The sequence below is a fragment of the Paenirhodobacter sp. genome, from assembly GCF_050177655.1.
In the GTDB taxonomy this organism is placed as follows: domain Bacteria; phylum Pseudomonadota; class Alphaproteobacteria; order Rhodobacterales; family Rhodobacteraceae; genus Rhodobacter.
Window position 1 is genome coordinate 78,896 of record NZ_JBFXGV010000007.1, and the last position, 23,788, is coordinate 102,683.

The following is a 23,788-nucleotide window of genomic DNA, read 5'->3' on the forward strand; positions in this document are numbered from 1 at the left end:
CCTTACTCTTTCGGCTCGGGCGGGTCGATCCGGCGCAGCTCGTTGCGCAGCCGCTGCGATTGTTCCTGGAACCCCTCGGCATCGCCGAAATCGCAGAAATCCCCGTAAAGCCCATGCGCGCCCTTCACCCGGCGCGCATGCTTGATCGGGCACCAGTATTTCTCCGTCCGCCCGGCGACCTCGCGCACATAGGAAATGACCCCGTTGCCATAGCTGCAATACATGCAGTTCAGCTTCTGGATCGCGTTGAGATAGTCGAGGTGATGGCGGTCGATCGCGATATGGTCGCGCCGCCGCACCTTCTGGATGCCGTAGATCGGGAAGCAGACCGTCTGGTAGATCGTGACGAAGAGGTCGAGCAGCGCGAAAGGGATCACCACCGCATAGATCACCGGCGCGGTCAGCACCACCATCGGCCGCGTCCGGCGCAGGAAGAGCCAGAGGTTCACCCGCGCGCGCCGATGCGCCTCGCGCACGCCCTCCTCGAAGACGACCCGCCCCTTGTCGAGGTGATAGCGCATGGTCTCGCGCCGCGCCGCCCATTCGCGCTCGAGCTGATCCTCGATCTCGTTCAGCCGCGCCTGCAGTCTTTCCAGCGTCTCGGGCATGGTGCTCTCCGTCTTTGGCGCTATGTTAGCCTGGAGAGCCGCGCTGCCAAGGGGAGAGAAATGACGGAAGTTCAGTATTTTACTGCGGACGACGGCGCCCATGTCGCCTATCGCGACGAAGGTGAGGGCACGCCTGTCCTGGCGCTGGCCGGGCTCACCCGCACCGGGCGCGACTTCGACTATCTCGCTCCGTTCCTCGCCGACAAGCGGCTGATCCGCATGGATTATCGCGGCCGCGGCGCGAGCGCCTTCACCGGTGCGGCGACCTATACGGTGCCCCGCGAGGGGGCCGATGCGCTGCAGCTCCTCGACCATCTCGGGATCGAGACGGCGGCAGTGATCGGCACCTCGCGCGGCGGTCTGATCGCGATGTTTCTGGCCGCGGTGGCGAAGGGGCGGCTCTCGGGCGTCTGTCTGAACGACGTCGGCCCCGAGCTCGAACGCGCGGGTCTCGTGAAGATCTTCGACTATATCGGCCGAAACCCGGCGGCGAAGGATTACGACGAGCTCGTCGCGAAACTGCCCTTCGCGATGGAGGGCTTCGCCAATGTCCCCGAGAGCCGCTGGCGCGAGGAGGCGGAGCGGCACTACATCGAAACGGCGAAGGGGCTGCGGATCAACTACGACCCGGGCCTGCGCGAGAGCTTCCTCGCCGCCTTCCAGGGGGACGAGGTGCCGACCGCCTGGCCACTGTTCGACGCCTGCGCGGGCCTGCCGCTCTGCCTGATCCGGGGCGCGAATTCGGACCTGCTCGGCCATGATTCGGTGGCGGAAATGCGCGCCCACCGCCCCGACATGATCTTTGCCGAAGTGCCCGACCGCGCGCATATCCCCTTCCTCGACGAGCCCGAGGCGGTGGCGGCGATCCGCGAATGGCTGGCGCTTATCGGCTGAGTTCGGCGCGGGTGAGCGGGCAGCGGCTGCCGGCGTAGAAGGTGTCGAGCAGCCGCGCGAAGACCGGCTCGCGCCCCTCCGAGGCCGCCTCGAACAGCGTCGCGCAGGAGCGCAGCTTGAGCGCGTCGACGGGGCCCATGATCTGCTCGATCGGCGTGTCGGGATGGGTGAGCACCGCCTCGGCCGCCGCAATCAGGTTCGCGCGCAGCACCGGGTCGGCGAGATAGGCGCGCGCCTCGGCGAGATCGCGGATGCCGAAGTCGATCGCGCGCTGAGAGCGGCCGAGGGCGGCGAGCTGCGGGAGTGAGGGGTTGAAAACGCTCCAGTGGAGCGTTTTCAGGTCCGAACGCACCAAATCCAATGGGTGAGCTTGCGGCCCTGGCGGAGTTCGCGCAGGGCGATGGGCAGGTCACGGGATTGCGGGGCGTGGAAGCGGTGGGGCATTAGGCAGTAAAACCTTTCAGCGCCTATATAGGAAGGGTAGTAAATACCCTCAGAGCGCAATGCTTATATCGGATTTAGGTCGCGAATCGATTTTTTATTGTAACCAACTGCTACAAGCGCAAGCAATCTTTGGGCGGAGAGCAGGATGGGCTTGCACTCAAGGCGCGTCCAATTCTTATCTGTATACCTGTTTTCGGTAAATCCTGGAAGTTTGGCTATATTTGTTGAGAGATCATTCCAGTCGAATGATGATCCTGCCTTTATGTATTTTTCGGACTTTAAAAGGTTGTGGCCGACTTCTTTCCGTAGTTCATCCTTGGTGGTCTTCGTAGAGATCAAGCATGCACATTTCACGCTCAGTTCTGCGCATAATAGGGCAGACATGACCGCTCCGTCTAGCCGTGCCCCGTTGCAGGCCACGGCTGCGGCCGCTTCCATATGATTGCAAGCAAGTCTGAAGTACTCACCAGCGTCACCTTCCGGCGTTGAAAATACGTCAAACGGTGCTAGACAGGCGCCTATATCCCAGACATCTACGATCTGGTTTAATACTTCCTTGAACTCCTCTTCGATATTATAAATCCTTCCCAATTGCATTTCAGTGGCGTCGATACAGCTTTTGGCGTCAAGTCGTACGGTGCCGTAACAATGGGGGAAGTAAGCGGAGTAGAATATGTCAAGATGTGATGCTAAGCCGGAGAAGACCGAGCCAATGGCTAGATCTTTCTTCCGATACAGGGTATGAAAAAGCCCGCTGATCTGCTCAATTTCAGCGTTGGGATGCGGCCCGATTACAAAGACGATTCCAAGCTCATGGCATACCTTTGGGACTACTTGTAGAAAACGCTGGTGAGGCTCAAAGCCGTCCAAGATCGCCTGACGATCGTGTTTCTCAATAATCCGTATTAATTCATGTGGAGGAGGAATACTCACCCCCAAACCTCCACAAATTCCCGCCATTCGCCCTTGCTCATGCCGGAGGTCTCCTGCGTGACCGTCTCACCGGCGAGCCGGCGCAGCAACACTTCCTTCGCCCGGCCCGACACGCTCACCGCGCCGAGGCGGTAGTCCTCGAAGGCCTCGTAGGCGCTCGGCACCCAGTCCTTCACGATCTGACACATCGTCTCGGCATAGACGCGGATCTCGTATTGCGCATGGGCGTCGGCGCGCAGGCGCAGGAAGTGGAAGAGGTTGTGCAGGTCGATCTTCCAATACCACTGCGTGTAGATGTTCGCCGGCAGGTTCATCCGCGCGAGCTCGCGCGCGAGGCCAAGCTTGCCCGCCTCGGCGTCGGGGGTCAGCATGTCCTCGTAATGGTCGTAGCTGCGCATCGCGTCCTCGCGCAAAAGGTCGAGCACGCGCGCGGCCTCCGCCCCCTCGAGCACCTGACCGCGGCCCTGGTTGTTCACCACCGACTGCGCGGCGAGCTGCTCGGGCGCGGGGATGTAGAACTCGCGGTCGAGGATCGAGTAGCGCGCGGAATATTCGTTCACGTTGGCGGTGCGGTGGCGGATCCACTGACGCGCGACGAAGACCGGCAGTTTGACGTGGAACTTGACCTCGCACATCTCGAACGGGGTCGAGTGCCAGTGCCGCATGAGGTAGCGGATCAGCCCGCGGTCGTCGGAAACCGCCTTGGTGCCGCGGCCATAGCTGACGCGCGCCGCCTGACAGATCGCCGCGTCGTCGCCCATATAGTCGATCACCCGTACGAGGCCGTGGTCGAGAACCGGATGCGCGGAGTAGAGATGCGCCTCCATCCCCGGGGCGGTCGCGCGCAGCGTCGGCTGCGTCGTGGCACGTTGCGCCGCGATCTCGGCAAGCTGTTCGGGGGTGAGCGACATGGGATCCTCCGTCATACGAATCGGGCGAACTATATCTGGCGAGAACGCCTCACGAAACCGCGACATGTCGTGGAGGCGCGAGGCAGTGTCGCAGCGGGGGCACGACGGGGGTTTATGCGAGTAAACGGAAGTTTACGGAAATTGACTTTGAGGCCCGTTTTCGGCACCCTTTCGCGCAAGGCAGGTTCCAAAGAAAGAAACAGAAATGAAGATGCAGGTATTGCCGTTTCTGGCATTGATGGCGCTCGCGTCCTGTGGCGGTCCGGCGGTCGTGGGCGGTTCCGACAGCGGCACGGACAGCGGCACGGATGGCGGGATCAGCAGCGACGGCACGCTGCCGCCCGGCACCGACAGCCCGAGCGCCTCGCGCGGCATCGTGCGCTACGAGGCGCAGGACGACAGTGGCAACGGCTATGCCACGGGCTTCACCTACAACAAGACCGACGACACTTTCCTCGTCGACAACCTCGCCTTCGACGGCGCGGATACGCCCTATACCCGCGGAACCAAGGTGAGCAGCCTCGGTCGTTTCGCGGTTTACGAGGGGCCCGATCTCTACCCCGACGACGTGACCGGCGTGCCGATCGGCCAGTTCACCCATCGCGCGCTTTACGCGGTGAGCGACAGCGGCAATGTCGAGCTCGCGATCGTGCGCACCGGCGCCTATGTGAACTACGGCTTCGGCGGCTTCATCTATCAGCGCAACGGGTCGGTCACGCTGCCGACCTCGGGCCAGGCCGCCTATTCGGGCGAATATGCCGGTCTGCGCGACTTCGAGGGGCGTGCCGGCCTCGAATATGTCCGCGGCGACATGACCATGGCGATCGACTTCGAGGACTTCAACGACGGCAATGCCGTCCGGGCGAGCGTCACCAACCGCCGCGTCTACGATATCGACGGCAATGACATCACCACCGATATCATGAGCGCGATGGGCTCCACCGCCTCGGTGCTGCCGACGATCACCTTCGACGTCGGCCCCGGCGTGATGACCTCGAACGGCGAGATCGCCGGCCAGGCGCATTCCTATACCGCCGATGCTTCGGGGGCGATCACGACCTTCGAATCGGGCAATTACTACGCCATCGTTTCGGGCGACAACGCCGAGGAGGTCGTCGGCATCATCGTGGTGACGGCGACGGATCCGCGTGGCGCCTATACGACGCGCGAAACGGGTGGCTTCCTGCTGACCCGGCCGTGATCGCGCGATGAAACCGGGTTTGAAGGTCGTCGCGGCGCTTTGCCTCGCGCTCGGCATGGCGGGCGGCTTCGCCCCGCCTGCCGTGGCCGGGCCTGCGGGCGGCGCGCCGAAGGAGGCGATCGAGGTCGGCCCGGAAGGGCTGACCCGGATCGCGATGATCGCGCTGGCCAATGGGCACCCCGACATCGCGCGCAAGGCGGCGCTCAGCCTGATCGCCCGCAATCCCGAGGATTTCGGCGCACAGATCCTGCTTTCGCATGCGGCGCGTGACCTCGGCGATTACGCCGAGGCCGCGGCCGCCGCGCGCAAGGCGCTGAGCCTCGCGCGGAACGACGGGCAGAAGACCCAGGCCTCCTTCGCGATGGCGCAGGCGCGCTCTTCCGCGGGCAATCGCACCGCGGCGCAATTCTGGCTGCGCCGCGCGGCGCAGACGGCGCCGACGCCCCAGATCCGCGCCCAGGCGATCCGCGATTTCCGCTATGTGCGGATGCGCAACCCCTGGACCGTCAACCTCGATTTCGGTGCCTCGCCCTCCTCCAACGTGAACGGCGGCACCGGCGCGGATACGATCTGGATCTACGGCCTGCCCTTCACGCTTTCGGGGGACAGCCAGGCGCTCTCCGGTCTCGAGGAACATGCCTCGCTGAGCGTCGAGCGCACGGTGATCGAGAACGAGCGCCATGTCGCCCGGCTCGGTTTCAACCTCGCGGGGCGGACCTACACGCTTTCCGATGCGGCAAAGCGCAAGGCGCCGGGGGCGCAGGGGTCCGACTATGCCTTCTGGGCGAGCGAGATCTACCTCGCGCAGCGCTGGCATGCGACGCGCGGGCGCGACGAATGGGATCTGCGGCTGCTCGCCGGGCATAACGATTACAGCGGTGCGCCGCTGTCGAATTATCTCGGCTTCGATGCCGGGCGCAGCTTCACCTTCGGGGCGGATCGCGCCCTGCATCTGGGGACCACGGTTCAGCGGCAATGGCGGCTCGACAATGACGTCAACTCCTCCGTGCTGCGGATGGCCGATCTCGACTGGCGCCAGCGCCTCGGGCCGGGGGTGTTCTCCTTCGGGCTCTTCGGCGGGCAGGCGGCCTCCGATGCGCGCACGGTGGCGAGCATCCGCAAGGGCGTGAGCCTCGGCTACGATCTGGCGAAGCCGGTGTTCGGCGCGGCGTTGAGTTTCGATCTCGGCTATGAGCGGCGCGATTTCGGGCTGATGCCCTTCGACAGCGAAAATCGCACCGATCACCGCGTCACCCTTGGCGCCACCGCCTTCCTGCGCGATCATGACTATCTCGGTTTCGCGCCCGAACTCGGGCTGACCTATACCCGCAACCGCTCGAACTCGGTGCTTTACGACAGCCGGGACATGAGCTTTTCGATGCGGCTGCGCTCGGCGTTCTGAGCCTTGCCGTGGCGGTGGCGCGGCCTAGCTGCGAGGCGACAGGAGGTGACCATGAAGATCCGTTATCTGCACACGATGGTGCGCGTGCTCGACCTGGAAAAGAGCATGGCGTTCTACGAATTGCTCGGCCTGCGCGAGACGCACCGGATCGAGAGTGAGGCGGGGCGCTTCACCCTCGTCTTCATGGCGCCCGAGGGGCAGGAGGACTGCCCGGTCGAGCTGACCTGGAACTGGGACGGCGATTCGGGGCTGCCCTCCGACAGCCGCCATTTCGGCCATCTCGCCTATGCGGTCGAGGACATCTACGCGCTTTGCGCACATCTGCAGGCGAACGGTGTCGTGATCAACCGCCCCCCGCGCGATGGGCACATGGCCTTCGTGCGCTCGCCCGACAATGTCTCGGTCGAGCTCTTGCAGATGGGCGAGGCGCTGAAACCCGCCGAGCCCTGGCTGAGCATGGAGAGCACCGGCAACTGGTGATCAGCGCTTGAAGCGGTCCGCGAGCTTCTCGATCGGGGAGCGCGTGTCTTCGGCCGGCGCCTCCGCCTTGGGTGCCGGTTTTTCGACGGGCTTCGTGCCGGTCGAGGCGCGCGGCGGCGCCACGCGCAGCGCGACCGCATTGAGGAACTTCGCCCCATCCCCCGCTGCGAGCGCCGGCGCCCCGTCGGAGATGCCGCGCATCAGATCGTCGAGCCAGGGGCCCTCGGCCTTGGCGAAATCGCTCAGCACATAGCCCGCGACGCGATCCTTGTCGCCCGGATGCCCGATGCCGAGCCGCACCCGCGCGTAAGCCTCGCCCATGTGCTGATGGATCGAGCGCAGCCCGTTGTGCCCGGCATGTCCGCCGCCCTGTTTCAGCCGGATCTTGCCGGGGGCGAGGTCGAGCTCGTCATGGAAGACGGTGATCGCCTCGACCGGGATCTTGTAGAAATCCGCCGCCGCCCGTACCGACTGGCCGGAGAGGTTCATGAAGGTCTCCGGCTTGAGCAGGATCACCCGCTCCGAGCCGAAGCGCCCCTCGCTGACCTGCCCCTGATAGCCCTTGCGCCAGGGGCCGAAACCGTGATCGGCGGCGATCCGGTCCACCGCCATGAAGCCGATGTTGTGCCGGTTTCCGGCATATTTCGCCCCGGGATTGCCGAGGCCGACCCATAGCTGCATGGCGCTCTCCTTTGGCGTGGTTCTAGCGGCAAGCGCGCCGGGGGGCCAGCCCCCCGCCGAGGCGATGCCTCGGCCCCCCCGGAGTATTTGCACCAAGAAAAAGGACTGCGCTTTTCTTGGCTCAAATACTCATGCGCGGGCGCCGCTGGTGCCTAGGCCGGGGGGCTGGCGAAGCGTTTGCGCCAGTCGCTTGGCGCGAGGCCGAAGCGCGCATGGAAATGACGACGCAGATGCGCGGCGGAGGCGAAGCCCGCCGCCTCCGCCACCTGTTCGAGATCGGCGGCGGTGGTTTCCAGAAGGTCCGCCGCCCGGTCGAGCCGCGCCTGCGCGTGGTAGCGCGCGGGGGTGGTGCCCGTCGCCTCGGCGAAGCGGCGCAGGAAGGTGCGCTCGCTCATGCCGGCCCGCGCGGCAAGTACCTTCGCCGCGGGCGTTTCTGTCAGGGCGTTGCGCAGCTGCGCGAGGATCGGGGTGAGCCGGTCGGCCTCGCGGTCGCGCGGCACGGGGCGCAGCAGGAACTGCGCCTGCCCGCCATCGCGCGAGGCGGGCATCACCAGGCGGCGAGCGACGAGATTGGCGGCCTCCGCCCCGAAATCGCGGCGGATGATATGGAGGCCAAGGTCCATCCCCGCCGCCGATCCGGCCGAGGTGAAGATCTGCCCCTCGTCGAGGAAGAGCACGTCGGGGGTGACCGCGATCTGCGGGAAGCGCTCGGCCAGTGCTGAGGCATAGCGCCAATGCGTCGTCGCGCGGTGTCCGTCGAGCAGCCCGGTCGCCGCCAGCACGAAGGCGCCCGAGCAGATCGAGGCGAGCCGCGCGCCCTGCGCATGCGCCGCGCGCAGCGCCGCGATCAGTTCCGCGGGCACCGGCGCGTCGATCCCGCGCCAGCCCGGCACGATCACAAGGCCTGCTTCCGCGATCAGGTCGAGCCCGCCATCGCCCTCGACGCGCAGCCCGCCCTGTGCGCGCAGCGGCCCCGGCTCGATCGCCGCCGTGGCAAAGCGATACCAGTTCGGCCCCATCTCGGGGCGGGGGAGACCGAAGATCTCGGCGGCGATGCCGAATTCGAAGGTGCAAAGCCCGTCATAGGCCAGCACCACGACGCGGGCGTTCGCGATCGGTGCGACAGAGATGTTTGGCAGGATTTGTGCGACCGTTGTCATGCTGCCATCTTATCCGGGCGAGGGCAGGCTGGCAATCATCGGGTATCGCAAAGGAGATCCCGATGAACCCTGTCCTCGCCCGCCCGGCGCCCGCGCCCGAAACCCTGATCGCCCCTTTCGAGGCGCAATGCGCGCTGCACACCGATTGCCATGACGTGCATGAGGCGATGAAGCTTTCCGATCCCGGCTTCGTGCTGCTGCATGTGATGGGTACGCCCGAAACCTACGCGCGCCGCCATGTGCCCGGCGCGCTCTTCATGCCGCATCGCTTCCTCACCGCCGAGCAGCTGGCGGAATGGCCGGCTGAGACGCTGTTCGTCGTCTATTGCTCGGGGCCGCATTGCAACGCGGCCGAGCAGGCGGTGCTGGCGCTCGCCCGCCTTGGGCGTCCGGTCAAGCTGATGCTCGGCGGGATCATGGGCTGGGAGTTCGAGGGCTTTGCCTTCGCCTCCGGCGAGACCCCCTGAAACGAAAGCGGGGCCCCGAAGGGCCCCGCAAATCCGTCACGCGATCGAGGCTCAGGCCTCGGCGGCGCCTTCGGCTTCTTCGTTCTCCGACGAGACGAGGCCCGACGGCGCGGCGAGGTTCGCCACGACGAAGTTGCGATCGATCGTCGGGCGGCAGCCTTCCGGCAGCGGGATGTCGCTGATGTGGATGACGTCGCCGATGTTCTTGCCGGTCAGATCGACGGTGATGTGATCCGGAATGTCACCGGCCATCACCTCGAGCTCGACTTCCGGACGCACGACGACGAGGGTGCCGCCACGCTTCAGGCCCGGCGAAGCTTCGCCATTGTCGAAGTTCACGTGGATGAACAGGTTGATGCGCGAGGCGCGGTGGGTGCGCATGAAGTCGATGTGGGTCGGCAGATCCTTGACCACATCCTTCTGCACGCCGCGGCAGATCACGCGCACGTCTTCCTGACCTTCGACCTTGAGGTTGAAGAGGGTCGACATGAAGCGGCCCTTGCGCAGGCGGGTGAGCAGCTTGTTGTAGTCGAAGTTCAGAGCCACCGGCTCCTTGCCGTCGCCATAGACGATGCCGGGCACGAGACCCTGACGACGTGCTGCGCGAGCGGCCCCCTTGCCCGTCCCCGTGCGCACGACGGCTTCGAGAGTTTCGATCTCTTTGGCCATTTGCGTATTCCTTGTGTTTGCAATTGCCGGGCCTCCTCCAAGGGTGCAGGCCCATGAGGTCGCGCGGATACTCCGCTTTCCCCCTTTTGGCAAGGAGATTCGGGCTGGCCGCCCCCGGCGCCGCGCCGTTTCATCACGCTTTGGTAACAGCACCGGCGAAGAAACGCCGGGCCGCGCAGCGGGGTTCTGGGCGGGCGACGCGGCGCATGCTAGCGCGATGTCAAAGCGGTTTGAAGGGGCGCGCAGGATGCGGCAGGTTTTCACGGTGAGCCGGGCGACGGGGATCTCCCTCGCGGTGCTGGGCATGTTCTGGGGCGCCTTCGCGGCCTATCTGCCGGTCTACAAGGCGCGGGCGGGGGTGGCCGACGGGCTTTTCGGCACGCTTCTGCTCGGCTCGGCGCTGGGCGGCATGGTGGCGATGGCGCTGGCTCCGCGGATCGGGCGAGCGCTGGGACCGCGCGTTCTGCCGGTCTGCGCCGGAGCGCTTGCGATTGCCGCGCTCGCGCCGCTTGCGATCGGATCGGCGGTGACGCTGGCGCTCGCGCTCTTCGTCATGGGGGCGGCGATGTCGAGCCTCGATATCGCGGCGAATGTGCGCATCTCCGAGCTCGAACAGGAAACCGGCCTGCATCTGATGAACGGTAATCACGCGCTGTTTTCGCTGGCACTCGGGGCGGCGGCCTTTCTGGCCGGGCTCGCGCGGCAGGCGGGGGCGGCGCCCGAGATCGCGGTGCCGGTGCTCGCGCTCCTGCTCGCGCTTGTGGCGCTCACGCTGCGCGACCGGCACGCGGCTCACGGGCAAGTGGAAGCGGCGGCGCCCGCCGGCGTGCCGAGCTGGGCGGTGGTGCTGCCCGCCGCCGCGATCCTCTTCGCCGCCTTCGTCACCGAAAGCGCGACCGAGACCTGGTCGGCCCTGCATATCGAGCGCGATCTGGGCGGGCGCGCGGGTGAGGGCGCCTTCGGCCCGGCAATGTTCGGGATCGTGATGGGGGTCTTCCGGCTTGCGGGGCAGGGGATCGCGACGCGGCTGGGCGAGGCGCGGCTTGTCGCGCTTTCGGCCCTGCTCGGCGTGATCGGCGGGTTCGTCACGGCGGTGGCCGGGTCGCAGGTCCTCGCCGTGCTTGGCATCGGGCTGATCGGCGCGGGGGTCGCGGTGGTGGTGCCTTCGGCCAATTCGCTGCTTGGCCGCCGCGTCGGTCCGACCGAACGCGCCACCGCGATCTCGCGCGCCTGGATGATCGGCTTCACCGGCTTCTTCATCGGCCCGGTGGTGATGGGGCTGATCGCCGAGCGCGCGGGGCTTGCCGCGATCTTCCTGGCCGTGGCGCTGGTGATGGCCGCGATCCTGCCCGGCCTGGCGCGGCTGATGCGCGCCGGGGCGCGCCACGCCTGACCGCGCGCCCCGGATGCTTTCCGAGCGACGCCCCGCGCCTCAGGAATAGGTGTCGAAGAAGCCGTTCGGCACCATCAGGTTGCCGCGCGAAAGGTCGGTCACCCGCCGCTCGCCGCAAAGCGCCATCGTGGTGTCGAGCTCCTTGCGGATCACCTCGAGCGCCTTCGTCACGCCCTCTTCGCCCATCGCGCCGAGGCCGTGGACATAGGCGCGCCCGATCATCGTGCCCTTCGCGCCGAGCGCCAGCGCCTTCAGCACGTCCTGGCCCGAGCGGATGCCGCTGTCGAGCCAGACCTCGGTCTTGTCGCCCACCGCCGAGACGATCGAGGGCAGCATCCGGATCGAACTCAGCGCGCCGTCGAGCTGCCGGCCGCCGTGATTCGAGACGACGATCGCATCGGCGCCGGCCGCCGCGGCCTTTTCCGCATCCTCGACATTCAGGATCCCCTTGAGGATCACCTTGCCGCCCCACATGTCCATCAGCCGGCGGATCCGGTCCCAGTTCAGCGCCTGGTCGAATTTCGTCGCCGTCCAGGAGTTGAGCGAGGCGGGATCCTCGACGCCCGAGACATGGCCGACGATATTGCCGAAGAAGCGGCGCTTCGTTTGCAGCATCTCGATCCCCCAGCGCCATTTCGTGGCGAGGTCCATCATCACCGGCAGGGTGAATTTCGGCGGTGCGGTGAGGCCGTTCTTCAGATCCTTGTGGCGCTGGCCGAGCAGTTGCAGATCGACGGTGATGACGAGCGCCGAGCAGCCCGCGGCCCGCGCGCGCTTGAGCACGTTGACGTTGAAGTCGTCGTCGGTGAGCGTGTAGATCTGGAACCAGAACGGGGCGTCGGTATTTTCGGCGACGTCCTCGATCGAGCAGATCGACATCGTCGACAGCGTGAAGGGTACGCCGAATTTCGCCGCCGCCCGCGCCGCCTTGATCTCGCCATCCGCGCGCTGCATGCCGGTGAGGCCCACGGGCGCAAGCGCCACCGGCATCGCGACCTGCTGGCCAAGCATCGTCGAAGCCGTCGAGCGCCCCGTCATGTCCACCGCGACGCGCTGGTTGAGGCGGATCTGCGCGAAATCGGTCGTGTTCTCGCGGAAGGTCTGTTCGGTGTAGGAGCCGCTCTCCGCGTAATCGTAGAACATCTTCGGCGTGCGCTTGCGGTGCAGCTGCTTCAGATCCTCGATACAGGTGATGACGGGCATGGCGACCTCCTGAAATTGGTCAGGCAAACTTACCAGTTGGCGCGGGGATTGCAAGGCAGCAAAAAGGGGGCGCGGTGGCCCCCTTTCCGTAGTCCTGGTGAGCGCGGGGCTCAGGCCGCGGCGGAGGCCGGCGTGGCCAGCGCGACGATGTCCATCATGATCCGGTTCAGCTCGAAATCCTTCGGCGTGTAGACCCGGGTCACGCCGAAGCCCTTGAGCCGTTCGGCGTCGTCATCGGGGATGATGCCGCCGACGACGACCGGAACGTGGCCAAGACCGGCGGCACGCATCCGCTCCATCAGCTCCTCGATCAGCGGGATATGGCTGCCAGAAAGGATCGAGAGGCCGACGACATGCGCGCTCTCTTCCAGCGCCTTGTCGACGATCTGCTCGGGCGTGAGGCGGATGCCGTCATAGGTGATGTCCATGCCGCAGTCGCGGGCGCGGAAGGCGATCTGCTCGGCGCCGTTCGAATGGCCGTCGAGGCCCGGCTTGCCGACGAGGAACTTCAGCCGGCGACCAAGCTGGGTGGAGACCGCATCGACCGCGGCGCGGATCTCCTCGAGCCCCTCGGTCTTGTTCGAGGGCGAGCGGCTCACCCCGGTCGGGCCGCGGTATTCGCCATGCACCTTGCGCATCACCCCGGCCCATTCGCCGGTGGTCGCCCCCGCCTTCGCCGCGGCGATCGAGGCGGGCATGATGTTGCGCCCCGCCTTCGCATCGGCGCTGAGCTGCTCGAGCGCTGCGGCCACCGCCGCCGCGTCGCGCCCCGCGCGCCAGGCCTGCAGCCGGCCGATCTGATCGGCCTCGACCGCCGGATCGACGACCATGATGCCGCCGTCGCCCGAGGTGAGCGGTGAGGGCTCGCCCTCTTTCCAGCGGTTCACGCCGACGACGATCGTCTCGTTCGCCTCGATCCGGTTGATGCGGGCGGCGTTCGAATCGACGAGCCGCCCCTTCATGTAGTCGATCGCCGCGATCGCCCCGCCCATCGCGTCGAGGGTTTCGAGCTCGGCCCGTGCGCCGGTCTTGAGGTCTTCGACCTTCGCCGTCACCGCCGGGTTGCCATCGAAGAGATCACCGTATTCGAGCAGGTCGGTCTCATAGGCCATGATCTGCTGCATGCGCAGCGACCACTGCTGATCCCAGGGCCGCGGCAGGCCGAGCGCCTCGTTCCAGGCGGGCAGCTGCACGGCGCGCGCCCGCGCATTCTTCGACAACGTCACCGCGAGCATCTCGATCAGGATGCGGTAGACGTTGTTTTCCGGCTGCTGCTCGGTCAGGCCAAGGCTGTTCACCTGAACGCCATAGCGGAAGCGGCGGTATTTCTCCTCCTCGATGCCATAGCGCTCGCGGCAGATCTCATCCCAGAGCTCGGTGAAAGCGCGCATCTTGCACATCTCGGTGACGAAGCGGATGCCCGCGTTCACGAAGAAGGAAATGCGGCCCACCATCGCCGGGAAGCCCTCGGGATTGACCTTCTTCTTGAGGTCATCGAGCACCGCGATGCCGGTCGCCAGCGCGAAGGCCAGCTCCTGCTCGGGCGTCGCGCCGGCTTCCTGCAGGTGATAGGAACAGACGTTCATCGGGTTCCATTTCGGCAGGTGCTGGGCGGTATAGGCCGCGACATCGGTGATCATCGCGAGCGAGGGCTTCGGCGGGCAGATATAGGTGCCGCGGGACAGGTATTCCTTTACCAGATCGTTCTGCACCGTGCCCTGGAGCTTGGAGACATCCGCCCCCTGCTCCTCCGCCACCGCGATATAAAGCGACAGCAGCCAGGGCGCCGTCGCGTTGATCGTCATCGAGGTGTTCATCTGCTCGAGCGGGATCTGATCGAAAAGCGCGCGCATGTCGCCGAGGTGGCACACCGGCACGCCGACCTTGCCCACCTCGCCGCGGCTCAGCACGTGATCGCTGTCATAGCCGGTCTGGGTCGGCAGATCGAAGGCCACCGAGAGGCCCGTCTGCCCCTTCGAGAGGTTCATCCGGTAAAGCGCGTTCGACTTCTCCGCGGTCGAATGCCCCGCATAGGTGCGGAACAGCCAGGGTTTATCCTTGGCGGGCTTGGCTTGCGCGGTCATTGGGGGCCTCCGGTCGATGGAACGCGATTCTCTGTTCGCAAGATTATTGCGGCTGATGACCTGATAGGCGAAACAATATGACCCTGTCAATTCGCCGCGCCGCGGCGTCATACGCGCGCGCGCGTTTTTCCTTAGACTCCCTGTCGCAGCCTCCCCATTGGCAGGAGTTGGCTCACGGGCGGGACACAAAATTACAAAATGCAAACGTCAGGCATTGCATTGTTGCGCGAGCAATATTATCCCCTGTCTCGAACCCCGCCCGATTCTGCGGCGCGGCGAGAGACAGGAGATGTGCATGGCCCTCGACCAGAACACCGGCATTGCGCCCTACGAAGCGCCGGAGAAGGACCTTTACGAGATCGGCGAGATGCCGCCGCTCGGCTATGTTCCGAAGAACATGTACGCCTGGGCGATCCGGCGCGAACGTCACGGCGAACCCGAGCAGTCCTTCCAGCAGGAGGTCGTGCCGACCTGGGAAATCGACAGCCACGAAGTGCTCGTCCTCGTGATGGCGGCCGGCGTGAACTACAACGGCATCTGGGCCGGTCTCGGCGTGCCGATCTCGCCCTTCGACGGCCACAAGCAGCCCTATCACATCGCCGGTTCCGACGCCTCGGGCATCGTCTGGGCGGTGGGCGACAAGGTGAAGCGCTGGAAGGTGGGCGACGAGGTCGTGATCCACTGCAACCAGGACGACGGCGACGACGAGGAATGCAACGGTGGCGACCCGATGTTCTCGCCCAGCCAGCGGATCTGGGGCTACGAGACGAACGACGGTTCGTTTTCGCAGTTCACCCGGGTGCAGGCGCAGCAGCTGATGCCGCGGCCGAAGCACCTCACCTGGGAAGAGGCGGCCTGCTACACGCTGACCCTCGCCACCGCCTATCGCATGCTCTTCGGCCACAAGCCGCATGACCTGAAGCCGGGTCAGAACGTGCTGGTCTGGGGTGCCTCGGGCGGGCTTGGCTCCTTCGCGATCCAGCTGATCAACGCGGCAGGCGCCAATGCGATCGGCGTGATCTCCGACGAGGACAAGCGCGAGTTCGTGATGAGCCTCGGCGCCAAGGGCGTGATCAACCGCAAGGACTTCAAGTGCTGGGGGCAGCTGCCCAAGGTGAACTCGGAAGAGTACAACACCTGGCTGAAGGAAGCGCGCAAGTTCGGCAAGGCGATCTGGGACATCACCGGCAAGGGCGTGAGCGTGGACATGGTCTTCGAACACCCCGGCGAGTCGACCTTCCCGGTGTCCTCGCTCGTCTGCAAGAAGGGCGGCATGGTGGTGATCTGCGCCGGCACCTCCGGCTTCAACTGCACCTTCGACGTGCGCTACATGTGGATGCACCAGAAGCGTCTGCAGGGCTCGCACTTCGCCCATCTGAAGCAGGCCTCGGCCGCGAACCGGATGATGATCGAGCGCCGCATCGACCCCTGCATGTCGGAGGTCTTCCCCTGGGACGAGATCCCGATGGCGCATACCAAGATGCTGCGCAATCAGCACAAGCCGGGCAACATGGCGGTTCTGGTGCAGGCGCCGAAGACCGGCCTGCGCACCTTCGAGGACGCCCTCGACGCCGGCCCGACGAAGCGCTGAGCACGTCAGGCAAAGAAACGAAAACCCGCGCTTCGGCGCGGGTTTTTCAGTTTTCGATCATTCCGGAAATTTGGGGAAATCAGGCCCGAAGCCGGCGCATCGCCCAGATCTGCCCCGCCGCGTGATGCAGCGGAATCGTGCGGAACATGTCGGCGAGCATCTTCACATCGGCCTTCACGCCCTCCCAGCGGCCGCGTTTCGCGCCTTTCCAGGGGCTCGCGACCTCGGGCCAGCGGACGACGGCGATGCGCTGCCGCGAGCCGATCCAGCGCCGGTTGAGATAGACCTCGAGGCCGAAGCGCGGCAGCGCGCGCAGCGCCTCCGTCTCGCCGATCAATGCCTTCGGCATCACCCGTTCGCCCGAGATATAGTCGAGCCCGATCGCCCGCCAGGGCCAGGGCGAATTGCCGCGCAGGCTGATCGAGACATCGGCGCGGCCCTCGCGCACCGGGGCGACCAGCGCCTCGAGCGCCTCGGGGCCGAGGCCGAGCAGATCGCTGTCGAGAAACAGGATCAGCGGCTGCGAGGCCGCCTCGATGCCGACCGAAACCGCCCAGCTCTTGCCGCGGTTCTGCGGCAGGCGGATCAGTCGGATCCCCTCGATCAACGCGGCCGCCTCGGCGGTGCCGTCGGAGGAGCCGTCGTCGACCACGATCACCTCGTCGATCGCCGGATGGCCGACGACCGAGCGCAGCACCGCGGCGATCCGCGGCGCCTCGTTATAGGCCGGGATGACGCAGCTCAGCCCGCTCATGCCTTGACCTCATGCGCGATGCCCGGCGCATCCATCGCCGTGCCGCGCCATTCGAAGCCGCGCTTGAACCAGGTGGTGACCCAGAGCGGCGCAAGCATCAGATCGCGCAGGCCCATCGCGGCGATGTCGCGCGCGGCACAGGGCCACTGCGCGACGCGGCAAAGCGCGATTTCCGCGCCATACCAGAGCGCGAGGAAGGGCAGCGCCACCGCCGCGCCCCAAAGCCCGAAAAGGCCAATGAGCGCCAGCACCGGCGGCCAGGGCCCGAGCAGGATCTCGAGCACGAAAAGCCCGGGGAAACCGTCACGCCGCACCCGCGCCCAGCGCAGCTGCCGGTCCCAGACCGCGCGCGTCTTGCGCGGGCCGATCGGCTGGGTGAAGGCCTGTCGCACCAGCCGCACCTTGAGTCCCTGCGCATGCACCGCCTTCGTCGAGGCGACATCCTCGGCGAGGTCGCGGCCGAGCGCGGCCAGGCCGCCGGCGCGCTCGAGCACGTCACGGCGCCAGAACAGCGTCTTGCCCTGGGCGAAGCCGCTGCCGAGACTGTCTGCGGCGAGCTGCCAGCGCGCCTGGAACGAATTGAGGAAGGCGCATTCGAGCGAACCGGCGAGGTCGACCGCCCGCGTGCCGATCGGCGGCGAGGTCACGAGCCCGGTGCCCGGGCTCCAGGCGCCGAGCAGCCGCTCGAGATAATCGGGCGGCAGGAGCAGGTTCGAATCCGCCATCGCGATGAACTCGCCGCGGCTCGCGCGCCAGCCCTTCTCGAGATTGTTGAGCTTCGGATTGCCCGAGATCATCTCCTCGCCGGTCAGCACGCGCGCATTGCAGCCGGGATGTTCGGCGATCAGCCGCTCCAGCAGCGCGACCGCCGGGTCATCCGCCCGCGCGGCGCAGAAAATCAGCTCATGCGCGGGCCAGGTCAGCTTGAAGGAGGAGGCGAGGGTTTCCTCGTCATGCGCGTCGAGGCCGCAGACCGGGCGCAGGAGCGTGATGAACGGGGTTCCCGCGATTTCGGTCTCGTGCCCCGGCACGAGATAGCGCCACGCGGTCAGCGCGGCGGAGGCGAGATGCAGCGAAAGCGCGAGCAGGACGAAACCGGCAAGCAGGGCGAAAAGCAGGGTCATTGTCACTCCGTCACGACGGCCGAAACGGCGGCCGGCTGCCAGATCTCGGCGCTGCGGGTCTCGCCGGACCATTCCAGCATTTGCAGCGAACCGTCGAAGGTTTCCACGAGCGCGGTCTGGTTGTCCACCCAGTCGCCGCAATTGGCATAGGTCAGCCCCTCGCGCACATGCAGCGCGGCCTTGTGGAAATGGCCGCAGATCACGCCGTCATGCGCCGCCTCGCGCGCCCGCGCGGCGAGGCGTTCCTCGAACTGGTTGCCCACCAGCATCAGCGCATTCACCCCCGAGATCGCGAGCTCGCAAAGCCCGCGTTCGGTGGTGCGATGCAGATGCAGTTTGAGCCACTGGTCGATCGCCCGCAGCGCCGCATCGGCGCGCGAGCCGATCCGCGTCATCACATGCCAGCGGAAGATCCGCGCGTCGCATTGATCGCCGTGCAACACTAGATAACGCGCGCCATCGGCGGCCTCATGGGTGATCGTCTCGTGCAATTCGAACTCGCCGAAGCGCGGGCTGGGATGGTCGCGCAGCGCCGCATCGTGATTTCCGGGCAGGTAGATCACCCGCGTGCCGGAGCGCGCACGCCGCGCGAGTTCGGCCAGGATGCCCTGCTGCGCCTCGCCCCAGAACACGCGCCCGGTGTGCCAGATGTCGAGAATGTCGCCGACGAGATAGATCGTTTCCGCCTCGACCCCGTTCAGAAATTCGAGGAACCGTTCTGCCCGGCTGCCTCGGGCCCCAAGATGTAGGTCTGAAACGAACAGCGTGCGGAAGATCTTGCGCTGGGTCGGGTTGATCGTCGAAAGGGGCATGATCATTTCCTCACGATGGCACATCTTCCCAATGCGCGGAACGCACGAAGGTTTCGTGACGCTTGTGCAAAATTATGTGACAAATGCCGCAGTGCAGCGAGAGAAAAATCGCGCTCCGAGTGAAAATAGTCGTGATCTTTCGCTTCTGCCCAGCGCGGCGGCGGGCGGAATGGCCGTGGCGGGCGCGCCACACCGCGGCCCGCGCCGGCGGCTCGGCGGGGGACTGCCTTGAACTTTTCGTGAGCGCCGATCAGATGCCCCCATGCGGATCGTGAGGGGCATCGGAGCGGGGTTGCGCGGCATCTTTGCCGTGGCGCTTGCCGTGCTTCTCGCGCTGCAGGTCGCGATGGCCTATCAGCCGGGCGCGAACCGCCCGGTTCCCGGCCCGAACGAGGCGCTGATCGAGCTCTGCGACGGCACCGGGCTGCGCACGATCGTGATCGATCTCATCTCCGGCGCAGTGCGCGAGGCGGATCCGGAAAGCGGTTCCGGCGCGCCCAAATGCCCGTTCTGCATCGTCGGGGTCGGGCTTGTCGCCACCGCCCAGCCGCTGCCCGGTTTCGCCCGCATTCTCCACGACATCGACCTGCCGCCCCCCGCGGCGCGTGTGCTGGCTGCAGCCCGGCGCGACGACAGCCGCAGCATCCGCGGCCCCCCGGTTTCCGTCTGACCGACGCTCCGCCCCGGCGGGGCAAGTGACCCGGCGCGCCGGCCTCTTTGCGCGCGCCTGCATCAGACCAGGATTCCAGGAGAACCCGAATGAGCCTTCTCTTCCCGGCGCGCCTTGGCGTGACCGCCGTGCTGCTTGGCACGATTTCCACCGTGGCGCTCGCCGAGACCACCGAAAAGAAACCCGAAACCGCGCTCGAGCCGATCTATGTGCAGCTCGATGGCATCACCGAGGAGGGCACGGTCACGACCTTCAGCCCCGGCGCGATGAGCGTTCCCGCCGCGCTCGACGGTGGCGCGCTGCTGTCCACCATCCCGGGGATTTCCGGCTCGCGCATGGGCGGGCACGGCATCGACATCATCCTGCGCGGCATGTCGAAGAACCAGCTGAACGTGATCGACGCGGGCAGCTTCACCTATGGCGGCTGCCCGAACCGGATGGACCCGCCCTCCTCGATCGCGACCTTCTACCGGGCCAGCCGGGTCGTGGTGGAAAAGGGCTACGCGAGCGTGACGAACGGCCCCGGCGCGCCCGCCGGCACGATCCGGCTTGAACGCGAGGCGCCGAGCTTCGAGAGCGGCAAGCCGGTCAGCGGCAGCTTCTCCCTCGGTGGGGCGGACAATGGCGGCAGCGGCGCGGTGGCCGGCACCGTCGCGGTCGACCTTGGTCATGGCTTCTATCTCGAGGCCTCGGGCGAGGCGAAGACCGCCTCCGATTACGAGGACGGATCGGGGCACAAGGTGCGCTCGAGCTATACGCAGAAGAGCGCGGGGGTGACCCTCGGCTATCGCGACAACGGCGTCGATCTCGCCTTCGACGTCGAGACGGACCGCGCCGAGGATGTCGAATTCGCCGGGGCGAGCATGGACAGCCCGCTGTCGAAGACGGTGACCTACCGGCTGCGCGGCGGGTCGATCTCGATGCCGGCGCGCTGAACCGGATCGAAGGCGTGCTTTTCGGCTCGAACGTCGATCACACGATGGACAACTATTCGCTGCGCACACCGAGCGGCATGGCGATGCTTTCGCCCACCACCTCCGACACGGTGGGCGGCAAGCTCGAGGGCAAGCTCGACTTCGGCCGCACGAAGGCGACGGTCGGCGTCGATTATCAATCGAACCAGCGCACCGCCTGGGGCTACATGGCGATGTCGCCGGCGATGATCAATCTGGCGAACCCCTCCTCGCTGACCTGGCCCGATGTGACGATAGCGCAGCTCGGCCTCTATGCGCAGACGGAAACCGCGCTGAACGCGCGCGACACGGTGAAATTCGGGCTGCGTTATGACCATGTCCGCGCCGATGCCGGCAAGGCGAATACCGTCGTGGGGATGACCGGCAAGACCCCGAACGACTACTATCGCCAGGTCTACGGCACCACCTTCGACAAGGCCCGGACGGAGGACAATATCGGCGGGCTTCTGCGCTTCGAACATGCGTTCGATGCGGAGACGAAGGGCTTCGCCGGGCTCTCGCGCACGGTGCGCACCGCGGATACGAACGAATGGGCGATGGCGCGCGGGATGAACGGGATGGCGACCTGGGTCGGCAATCCCGACATCGCGCCGGAAAAGCACACCCAGTTCGACATCGGTTTCCAGACCGCGAAGGCGAACTGGACGCTGAACGCGAGCGCCTTCTACGACCATGTCGACGACTATATCCTGCAGGACAGCGTCGCCGTCACGATGATGGGCACCACGAGCAACCGCACGATCTATCGCAACGTCGAGGCGGTGCTGAAGGGCGTCGAGGTCTCGGGCAGCTGGGTCACGGGGGACTGGACCCTCGCCGGGGACGCGACCTGGACCCATGGGCAGAACAGCACCGATCACGCGCCGCTTGCGCAGATCCCGCCGCTCGAGGGGAGCCTGAGCGCGACCTGGAACAGCGAGGGCTGGCAGGCCGGCGGGCGGGTGAACTGGGCGACCGGGCAGACCCGCGTCGATCTCGCCATCGACCCGGGCAAGAGCGTGGGCTATGCGACGCTCGATCTTTTCGCGAGCCACGCGCTGGGCGAGAACCTGCGGCTCGTGGGTGGCGTCGACAACGTCTTCGACAAGACCTACGCGAAGCACCTGAGCCGCAAGAGCGTGTTCGACACCACCGTCGCGCGCGTCAACGAACCGGGGCGGACGGTCTATCTGACGATGCAGATGACCTTCTGAGCCGGGAGGCTCCGATGAAACGGGGGCGCGCCGATCGGGCGCGCCGCCAGCCCCGGCTCAGCCCAGGCGGTCGGGGGAAATCCGCAGGCCCGAGGCGTCGTCGAAGACCGAAACCCGCGCCGGATCGAGATGCAGCTCCAGCCGCTGCCCGCGCGCCAGCGCGAGATCGGCGGAAAGCGTCGCGACGATGTGGTCCTGCCCGAGGTCGAGGGTGACGATCTGCTCGGGGCCGGTCAGCTCGACCATGTCGATCGTGCCGGCAAGCGTGATCGCGCCCGGGCTCGGCGCGGGGCGCAGCGCTTCGGGGCGAATGCCGAGCGTGACCGCGGCGGCGGGCGGCGTGCAGGGCAGCAGGCGATCGGTCGCCCCGATCCGCAGCCCTCCTTCGACCGCCGTCGCCGGCAGCATGTTGATCGGCGGCGCGCCCATGAACTCGGCCACGAAGCGCGAGGCGGGGCGATTGTAGATTTCTTCGGGCGGGCCGAGCTGTTCGATCTTGCCGTCCTTCATCACCGCGATCCGCGTCGCGAGCGTCATCGCCTCGATCTGGTCATGGGTGACATAGACGACGGTGACCCCGAGCATCTGGTGCAGCCGCTTGATCTCGCTGCGCATTTCCATCCGCAGCTTGGCGTCGAGGTTGGAGAGCGGCTCGTCGAAGAGGAAGAGCCGCGGCTTGCGCACCATCGCGCGGCCGATCGCGACGCGCTGGCGCTGCCCGCCGGACAGATCGCCGGGCTTGCGATCGAGCAGGTGGTCGATGCGCAGCATCCGCGCCACCTCGGCCACGGCGGCCTCGCGCGTGGGGCGGTCGATGCCGCGCATCTCGAGGCCGAAGCCGATGTTGCGCGCCACCGTCAGGTTCGGATAGAGCGCGTAGCTTTGAAACACCATCGCGATGTCGCGATCCTTCGGATGCACGCCGTTGAGGGCGCGGCCGTCGAGCACGACCTCGCCCGAGGTCGGTTCGGAGAGGCCCGAGATCATGCTCAGCAGCGTGGACTTGCCGCAGCCCGAGGCGCCGAGCAGCACGAGAAACTCGCCAGTACCGAGCTCGAGGTCGATGCCCCGCAGCGTCTCGATCGTGCCGAAGGATTTGCGGATGCCGCGCAGCTCGAGCGTGCTCATGCGGAAAGCTCCTCAGGGATGTAGCAGCGCGGCGCGGTGGAGACCGCGCGCGAGGCGGTGGCGACGGCTTGTGCGAGTGCGGCGGGGAGGTCCGCGTCGCGGGCGAGCGCGGCGAGGAAGGCGGCGTTGAACACGTCGCCCGCGCCGATCGTGTCCTTCACGGCGACGGCGGGGGCACACGCGCGCCAGCTGATGCCGCCGCGATGGACGAGCGCGCCGCGCGGGCCGAGTTTCACCACCGCGATGGCGCCCTCGGGCATCCGCCGGGCAAGGGCCTCGGCGGCGGCTTCCGGATCGGAGAGGCCGGTGAGGCTGGTGGCCTCGACCTCGTTGAAAAGGACGAGGCGGCAGTGGGCGACCCAGTCGAGTGCGCGGGCGCGGATCGCTTCGGTCCAGCCCTCGAGCGGCCAGCCGGTGTCGAGCGCGATGGCGACGCCCTCGGCCTCGGCGCGGGTGAAGAGGCGATCGTAATCGGCGCTGAGCCGGTCCATCAGGAAGCAGCCGCAAAGGAGCAGCGTGCCGCCGCGCAATGCCGTCCAGTCGAGCTGTGCCTCGACATCGGCCCAGCCGAATTCGGGCAGATGGCCGCGGGTGGTGAGGAAGGTGCGCTCGGCGCCCGGATGGGTGACACCGACCGAGATCGTCGTCGCGCCCGCGCTGCGCGTCCAGCGTGCCGAGGCGGCGCCGAGCCCCGCCCGCAGCCAGTCGCCGAACGGATCGGAGCCGGTGCTCGCCACGCATTGGAACGGCAGTCCCATCGCCTGCCAGGCGAGCGCGGCATTGCCCGCCGCGCCGCCGACGCGCAGATCCTCCTCGGGGCAGAGCACCTCGGAGCCGGGCACCGGCCAGGGCGTGAGCGGCCCGAGGATCAGGTCGACGTTGACATTGCCGAGGGTGGCGAGCGGGCGCATCATTCGACCTTCGTCACCTTGGAGGAGCGCAGCGGCGTGCCGACATCGGGCACGCGGGAGGCGGCGAAGTCCACCATGAAATGCTGCGCCGCGGGCAGGAG

General features: G+C 66.8%; 25 protein-coding genes. 10 read left to right on the forward strand and 15 right to left on the reverse strand.

All coding sequences use genetic code 11. The annotated features are described in order from the left end of the window. Nucleotides 1-2: 2 nt before the first annotated feature. The gene (locus AB7U46_RS05070; RefSeq protein ID WP_428335851.1) at nt 3-608 is read right to left on the reverse strand and encodes a hypothetical protein; all 606 of its coding nucleotides are present in this window, start codon (nt 606-608) and stop codon (nt 3-5) included. Between the two features lie 60 nt (nt 609-668). Between AB7U46_RS05070 and AB7U46_RS05075 the strand changes: the two genes are divergently transcribed. Further along, nucleotides 669-1,502 carry an alpha/beta fold hydrolase gene (locus tag AB7U46_RS05075; RefSeq protein WP_428335852.1) on the forward strand — a complete coding sequence of 278 codons (834 nt, stop codon included), beginning with the start codon at nt 669-671 and terminating at the stop codon, nt 1,500-1,502. Here AB7U46_RS05075 and AB7U46_RS05080 read toward each other — a convergent pair. The 4 genes from AB7U46_RS05080 to thyX form a co-directional block, all read right to left on the reverse strand. Further along, the gene (locus AB7U46_RS05080) at nt 1,492-1,854 is read right to left on the reverse strand and encodes a DUF1810 family protein (protein WP_428335853.1); all 363 of its coding nucleotides are present in this window, start codon (nt 1,852-1,854) and stop codon (nt 1,492-1,494) included. The two genes, AB7U46_RS05075 and AB7U46_RS05080, sit on opposite strands and share 11 nt — an antisense overlap. Continuing rightward, nucleotides 1,839-1,946: a DUF1810 family protein gene (locus AB7U46_RS05085; RefSeq protein ID WP_428335854.1), complete on the reverse strand. Its 108-nt coding sequence runs from the start codon at nt 1,944-1,946 to the stop codon at nt 1,839-1,841. Before AB7U46_RS05085 ends, AB7U46_RS05080 begins: the two co-directional genes overlap by 16 nt. A 63-nt stretch (nt 1,947-2,009) precedes the next feature. Continuing rightward, nucleotides 2,010-2,879 (reverse strand): hypothetical protein, encoded by an 870-nt coding sequence (locus AB7U46_RS05090; RefSeq protein WP_428335855.1) that lies wholly within the window; start codon nt 2,877-2,879, stop codon nt 2,010-2,012. Continuing rightward, complete coding sequence (thyX, locus tag AB7U46_RS05095) at nt 2,876-3,790, reverse strand: FAD-dependent thymidylate synthase (RefSeq protein ID WP_428335856.1); 915 nt, start codon at nt 3,788-3,790, stop codon at nt 2,876-2,878. The genes AB7U46_RS05090 and thyX overlap by 4 nt, the downstream gene beginning before the upstream one ends. Nucleotides 3,791-3,995: 205 nt before the next feature. On the opposite strand from thyX, the gene AB7U46_RS05100 reads away from it, so the two are divergent. The 3 genes from AB7U46_RS05100 to AB7U46_RS05110 are packed head-to-tail and all read left to right on the forward strand — an operon-like array spanning nt 3,996 to nt 6,873. Continuing rightward, nucleotides 3,996-4,991, forward strand: a complete 996-nt coding sequence (locus tag AB7U46_RS05100; RefSeq protein ID WP_428335857.1) for a hypothetical protein — start codon at nt 3,996-3,998, stop codon at nt 4,989-4,991. A 7-nt stretch (nt 4,992-4,998) separates the two neighbouring features. Beyond that, on the forward strand, nt 4,999-6,393 hold the full coding sequence (locus AB7U46_RS05105) for a surface lipoprotein assembly modifier (protein WP_428335858.1): 1,395 nt from the start codon (nt 4,999-5,001) through the stop codon (nt 6,391-6,393). Between the two features lie 51 nt (nt 6,394-6,444). Continuing rightward, nucleotides 6,445-6,873 carry a VOC family protein gene (locus tag AB7U46_RS05110; protein WP_428335859.1) on the forward strand — a complete coding sequence of 143 codons (429 nt, stop codon included), beginning with the start codon at nt 6,445-6,447 and terminating at the stop codon, nt 6,871-6,873. On the opposite strand, the gene pth is transcribed toward AB7U46_RS05110, so the two are convergent. Both pth and ftrA read right to left on the reverse strand, forming a co-directional pair. After that, a complete protein-coding gene (pth, locus tag AB7U46_RS05115) occupies nt 6,874-7,554 on the reverse strand; it encodes an aminoacyl-tRNA hydrolase (RefSeq protein WP_428335860.1) in 681 nt (226 codons plus the stop codon). It lies immediately after the preceding gene. Nucleotides 7,555-7,706: 152 nt separating this feature from the next. Further along, a complete protein-coding gene (ftrA, locus tag AB7U46_RS05120; RefSeq protein ID WP_428335861.1) occupies nt 7,707-8,714 on the reverse strand; it encodes a transcriptional regulator FtrA in 1,008 nt (335 codons plus the stop codon). A 62-nt stretch (nt 8,715-8,776) separates the two neighbouring features. Here ftrA and AB7U46_RS05125 point away from each other — a divergent pair, with 62 nt between their 5' ends. Next, nucleotides 8,777-9,181 carry a rhodanese-like domain-containing protein gene (locus tag AB7U46_RS05125; RefSeq protein WP_428335862.1) on the forward strand — a complete coding sequence of 135 codons (405 nt, stop codon included), beginning with the start codon at nt 8,777-8,779 and terminating at the stop codon, nt 9,179-9,181. 51 nt (nt 9,182-9,232) lie between these two features. On the opposite strand, the gene AB7U46_RS05130 is transcribed toward AB7U46_RS05125, so the two are convergent. Then, nucleotides 9,233-9,850: a 50S ribosomal protein L25/general stress protein Ctc gene (locus AB7U46_RS05130; protein ID WP_428335863.1), complete on the reverse strand. Its 618-nt coding sequence runs from the start codon at nt 9,848-9,850 to the stop codon at nt 9,233-9,235. Between the two features lie 247 nt (nt 9,851-10,097). Here AB7U46_RS05130 and AB7U46_RS05135 point away from each other — a divergent pair, with 247 nt between their 5' ends. Next, on the forward strand, nt 10,098-11,243 hold the full coding sequence (locus AB7U46_RS05135) for an MFS transporter (RefSeq protein ID WP_428335864.1): 1,146 nt from the start codon (nt 10,098-10,100) through the stop codon (nt 11,241-11,243). 39 nt (nt 11,244-11,282) lie between these two features. Here AB7U46_RS05135 and AB7U46_RS05140 read toward each other — a convergent pair whose 3' ends face one another. Next, nucleotides 11,283-12,446: an alpha-hydroxy acid oxidase gene (locus AB7U46_RS05140; protein ID WP_428335865.1), complete on the reverse strand. Its 1,164-nt coding sequence runs from the start codon at nt 12,444-12,446 to the stop codon at nt 11,283-11,285. 110 nt (nt 12,447-12,556) lie between these two features. Beyond that, nucleotides 12,557-14,530, reverse strand: coding sequence for a protein meaA (locus AB7U46_RS05145; protein WP_428335866.1), 1,974 nt, complete (start codon nt 14,528-14,530; stop codon nt 12,557-12,559). 295 nt (nt 14,531-14,825) lie between these two features. On the opposite strand from AB7U46_RS05145, the gene ccrA reads away from it, so the two are divergent. Further along, nucleotides 14,826-16,121, forward strand: a complete 1,296-nt coding sequence (gene ccrA / locus AB7U46_RS05150; RefSeq protein ID WP_428335867.1) for a crotonyl-CoA carboxylase/reductase — start codon at nt 14,826-14,828, stop codon at nt 16,119-16,121. A gap of 79 nt (nt 16,122-16,200) precedes the next feature. Here ccrA and AB7U46_RS05155 read toward each other — a convergent pair whose 3' ends face one another. The 3 genes from AB7U46_RS05155 to AB7U46_RS05165 are packed head-to-tail and all read right to left on the reverse strand — an operon-like array spanning nt 16,201 to nt 18,811. Then, nucleotides 16,201-16,875, reverse strand: a complete 675-nt coding sequence (locus AB7U46_RS05155) for a glycosyltransferase family 2 protein (protein WP_428335868.1) — start codon at nt 16,873-16,875, stop codon at nt 16,201-16,203. Next, complete coding sequence (locus AB7U46_RS05160) at nt 16,872-17,999, reverse strand: ceramide glucosyltransferase (protein WP_428335869.1); 1,128 nt, start codon at nt 17,997-17,999, stop codon at nt 16,872-16,874. The genes AB7U46_RS05155 and AB7U46_RS05160 overlap by 4 nt, the downstream gene beginning before the upstream one ends. Before the next feature lie 2 nt (nt 18,000-18,001). Continuing rightward, nucleotides 18,002-18,811 (reverse strand): UDP-2,3-diacylglucosamine diphosphatase, encoded by an 810-nt coding sequence (locus AB7U46_RS05165; protein WP_428335870.1) that lies wholly within the window; start codon nt 18,809-18,811, stop codon nt 18,002-18,004. A gap of 262 nt (nt 18,812-19,073) precedes the next feature. Between AB7U46_RS05165 and AB7U46_RS05170 the strand changes: the two genes are divergently transcribed. From AB7U46_RS05170 to AB7U46_RS05180, 3 genes are all read left to right on the forward strand, one after another. Continuing rightward, nucleotides 19,074-19,481, forward strand: a complete 408-nt coding sequence (locus tag AB7U46_RS05170) for a hypothetical protein (protein WP_428335871.1) — start codon at nt 19,074-19,076, stop codon at nt 19,479-19,481. A gap of 89 nt (nt 19,482-19,570) precedes the next feature. Continuing rightward, nucleotides 19,571-20,416 carry a TonB-dependent receptor plug domain-containing protein gene (locus AB7U46_RS05175; protein ID WP_428335872.1) on the forward strand — a complete coding sequence of 282 codons (846 nt, stop codon included), beginning with the start codon at nt 19,571-19,573 and terminating at the stop codon, nt 20,414-20,416. A gap of 14 nt (nt 20,417-20,430) precedes the next feature. Then, nucleotides 20,431-21,648, forward strand: coding sequence for a TonB-dependent receptor (locus tag AB7U46_RS05180; protein ID WP_428335873.1), 1,218 nt, complete (start codon nt 20,431-20,433; stop codon nt 21,646-21,648). Between the two features lie 57 nt (nt 21,649-21,705). Here AB7U46_RS05180 and AB7U46_RS05185 read toward each other — a convergent pair whose 3' ends face one another. Then, nucleotides 21,706-22,776, reverse strand: a complete 1,071-nt coding sequence (locus AB7U46_RS05185) for an ABC transporter ATP-binding protein (protein ID WP_428335874.1) — start codon at nt 22,774-22,776, stop codon at nt 21,706-21,708. After that, on the reverse strand, nt 22,773-23,690 hold the full coding sequence (locus AB7U46_RS05190) for a carbohydrate kinase family protein (protein WP_428335875.1): 918 nt from the start codon (nt 23,688-23,690) through the stop codon (nt 22,773-22,775). The genes AB7U46_RS05185 and AB7U46_RS05190 overlap by 4 nt, the downstream gene beginning before the upstream one ends. Between the last annotated feature and the right edge of the window lie 98 nt (nt 23,691-23,788).

Excerpts from the sequence above, each read along its gene's own strand:
- AB7U46_RS05085 (WP_428335854.1), bottom strand. The coding sequence starts at position 1,946 with ATGCCCCACCGCTTCCACGCCCCGCAATCCCGTGACCTGCCCATCGCC.
- AB7U46_RS05170 (WP_428335871.1), top strand. The coding sequence starts at position 19,074 with ATGCGGATCGTGAGGGGCATCGGAGCGGGGTTGCGCGGCATCTTTGCC.
- AB7U46_RS05175 (WP_428335872.1), top strand. The coding sequence starts at position 19,571 with ATGAGCCTTCTCTTCCCGGCGCGCCTTGGCGTGACCGCCGTGCTGCTT.
- AB7U46_RS05125 (WP_428335862.1), top strand. The coding sequence starts at position 8,777 with ATGAACCCTGTCCTCGCCCGCCCGGCGCCCGCGCCCGAAACCCTGATC.
- AB7U46_RS05105 (WP_428335858.1), top strand. The coding sequence starts at position 4,999 with ATGAAACCGGGTTTGAAGGTCGTCGCGGCGCTTTGCCTCGCGCTCGGC.
- thyX (WP_428335856.1), bottom strand. The coding sequence starts at position 3,790 with ATGTCGCTCACCCCCGAACAGCTTGCCGAGATCGCGGCGCAACGTGCC.
- pth (WP_428335860.1), bottom strand. The coding sequence starts at position 7,554 with ATGCAGCTATGGGTCGGCCTCGGCAATCCCGGGGCGAAATATGCCGGA.
- AB7U46_RS05190 (WP_428335875.1), bottom strand. The coding sequence starts at position 23,690 with ATGATGCGCCCGCTCGCCACCCTCGGCAATGTCAACGTCGACCTGATC.
- AB7U46_RS05155 (WP_428335868.1), bottom strand. The coding sequence starts at position 16,875 with ATGAGCGGGCTGAGCTGCGTCATCCCGGCCTATAACGAGGCGCCGCGG.
- AB7U46_RS05070 (WP_428335851.1), bottom strand. The coding sequence starts at position 608 with ATGCCCGAGACGCTGGAAAGACTGCAGGCGCGGCTGAACGAGATCGAG.
- AB7U46_RS05160 (WP_428335869.1), bottom strand. The coding sequence starts at position 17,999 with ATGACCCTGCTTTTCGCCCTGCTTGCCGGTTTCGTCCTGCTCGCGCTT.
- ccrA (WP_428335867.1), top strand. The coding sequence starts at position 14,826 with ATGGCCCTCGACCAGAACACCGGCATTGCGCCCTACGAAGCGCCGGAG.
- AB7U46_RS05110 (WP_428335859.1), top strand. The coding sequence starts at position 6,445 with ATGAAGATCCGTTATCTGCACACGATGGTGCGCGTGCTCGACCTGGAA.
- AB7U46_RS05135 (WP_428335864.1), top strand. The coding sequence starts at position 10,098 with ATGCGGCAGGTTTTCACGGTGAGCCGGGCGACGGGGATCTCCCTCGCG.
- AB7U46_RS05100 (WP_428335857.1), top strand. The coding sequence starts at position 3,996 with ATGAAGATGCAGGTATTGCCGTTTCTGGCATTGATGGCGCTCGCGTCC.
- ftrA (WP_428335861.1), bottom strand. The coding sequence starts at position 8,714 with ATGACAACGGTCGCACAAATCCTGCCAAACATCTCTGTCGCACCGATC.
- AB7U46_RS05130 (WP_428335863.1), bottom strand. The coding sequence starts at position 9,850 with ATGGCCAAAGAGATCGAAACTCTCGAAGCCGTCGTGCGCACGGGGACG.
- AB7U46_RS05075 (WP_428335852.1), top strand. The coding sequence starts at position 669 with ATGACGGAAGTTCAGTATTTTACTGCGGACGACGGCGCCCATGTCGCC.
- AB7U46_RS05165 (WP_428335870.1), bottom strand. The coding sequence starts at position 18,811 with ATGCCCCTTTCGACGATCAACCCGACCCAGCGCAAGATCTTCCGCACG.
- AB7U46_RS05185 (WP_428335874.1), bottom strand. The coding sequence starts at position 22,776 with ATGAGCACGCTCGAGCTGCGCGGCATCCGCAAATCCTTCGGCACGATC.
- AB7U46_RS05145 (WP_428335866.1), bottom strand. The coding sequence starts at position 14,530 with ATGACCGCGCAAGCCAAGCCCGCCAAGGATAAACCCTGGCTGTTCCGC.
- AB7U46_RS05140 (WP_428335865.1), bottom strand. The coding sequence starts at position 12,446 with ATGCCCGTCATCACCTGTATCGAGGATCTGAAGCAGCTGCACCGCAAG.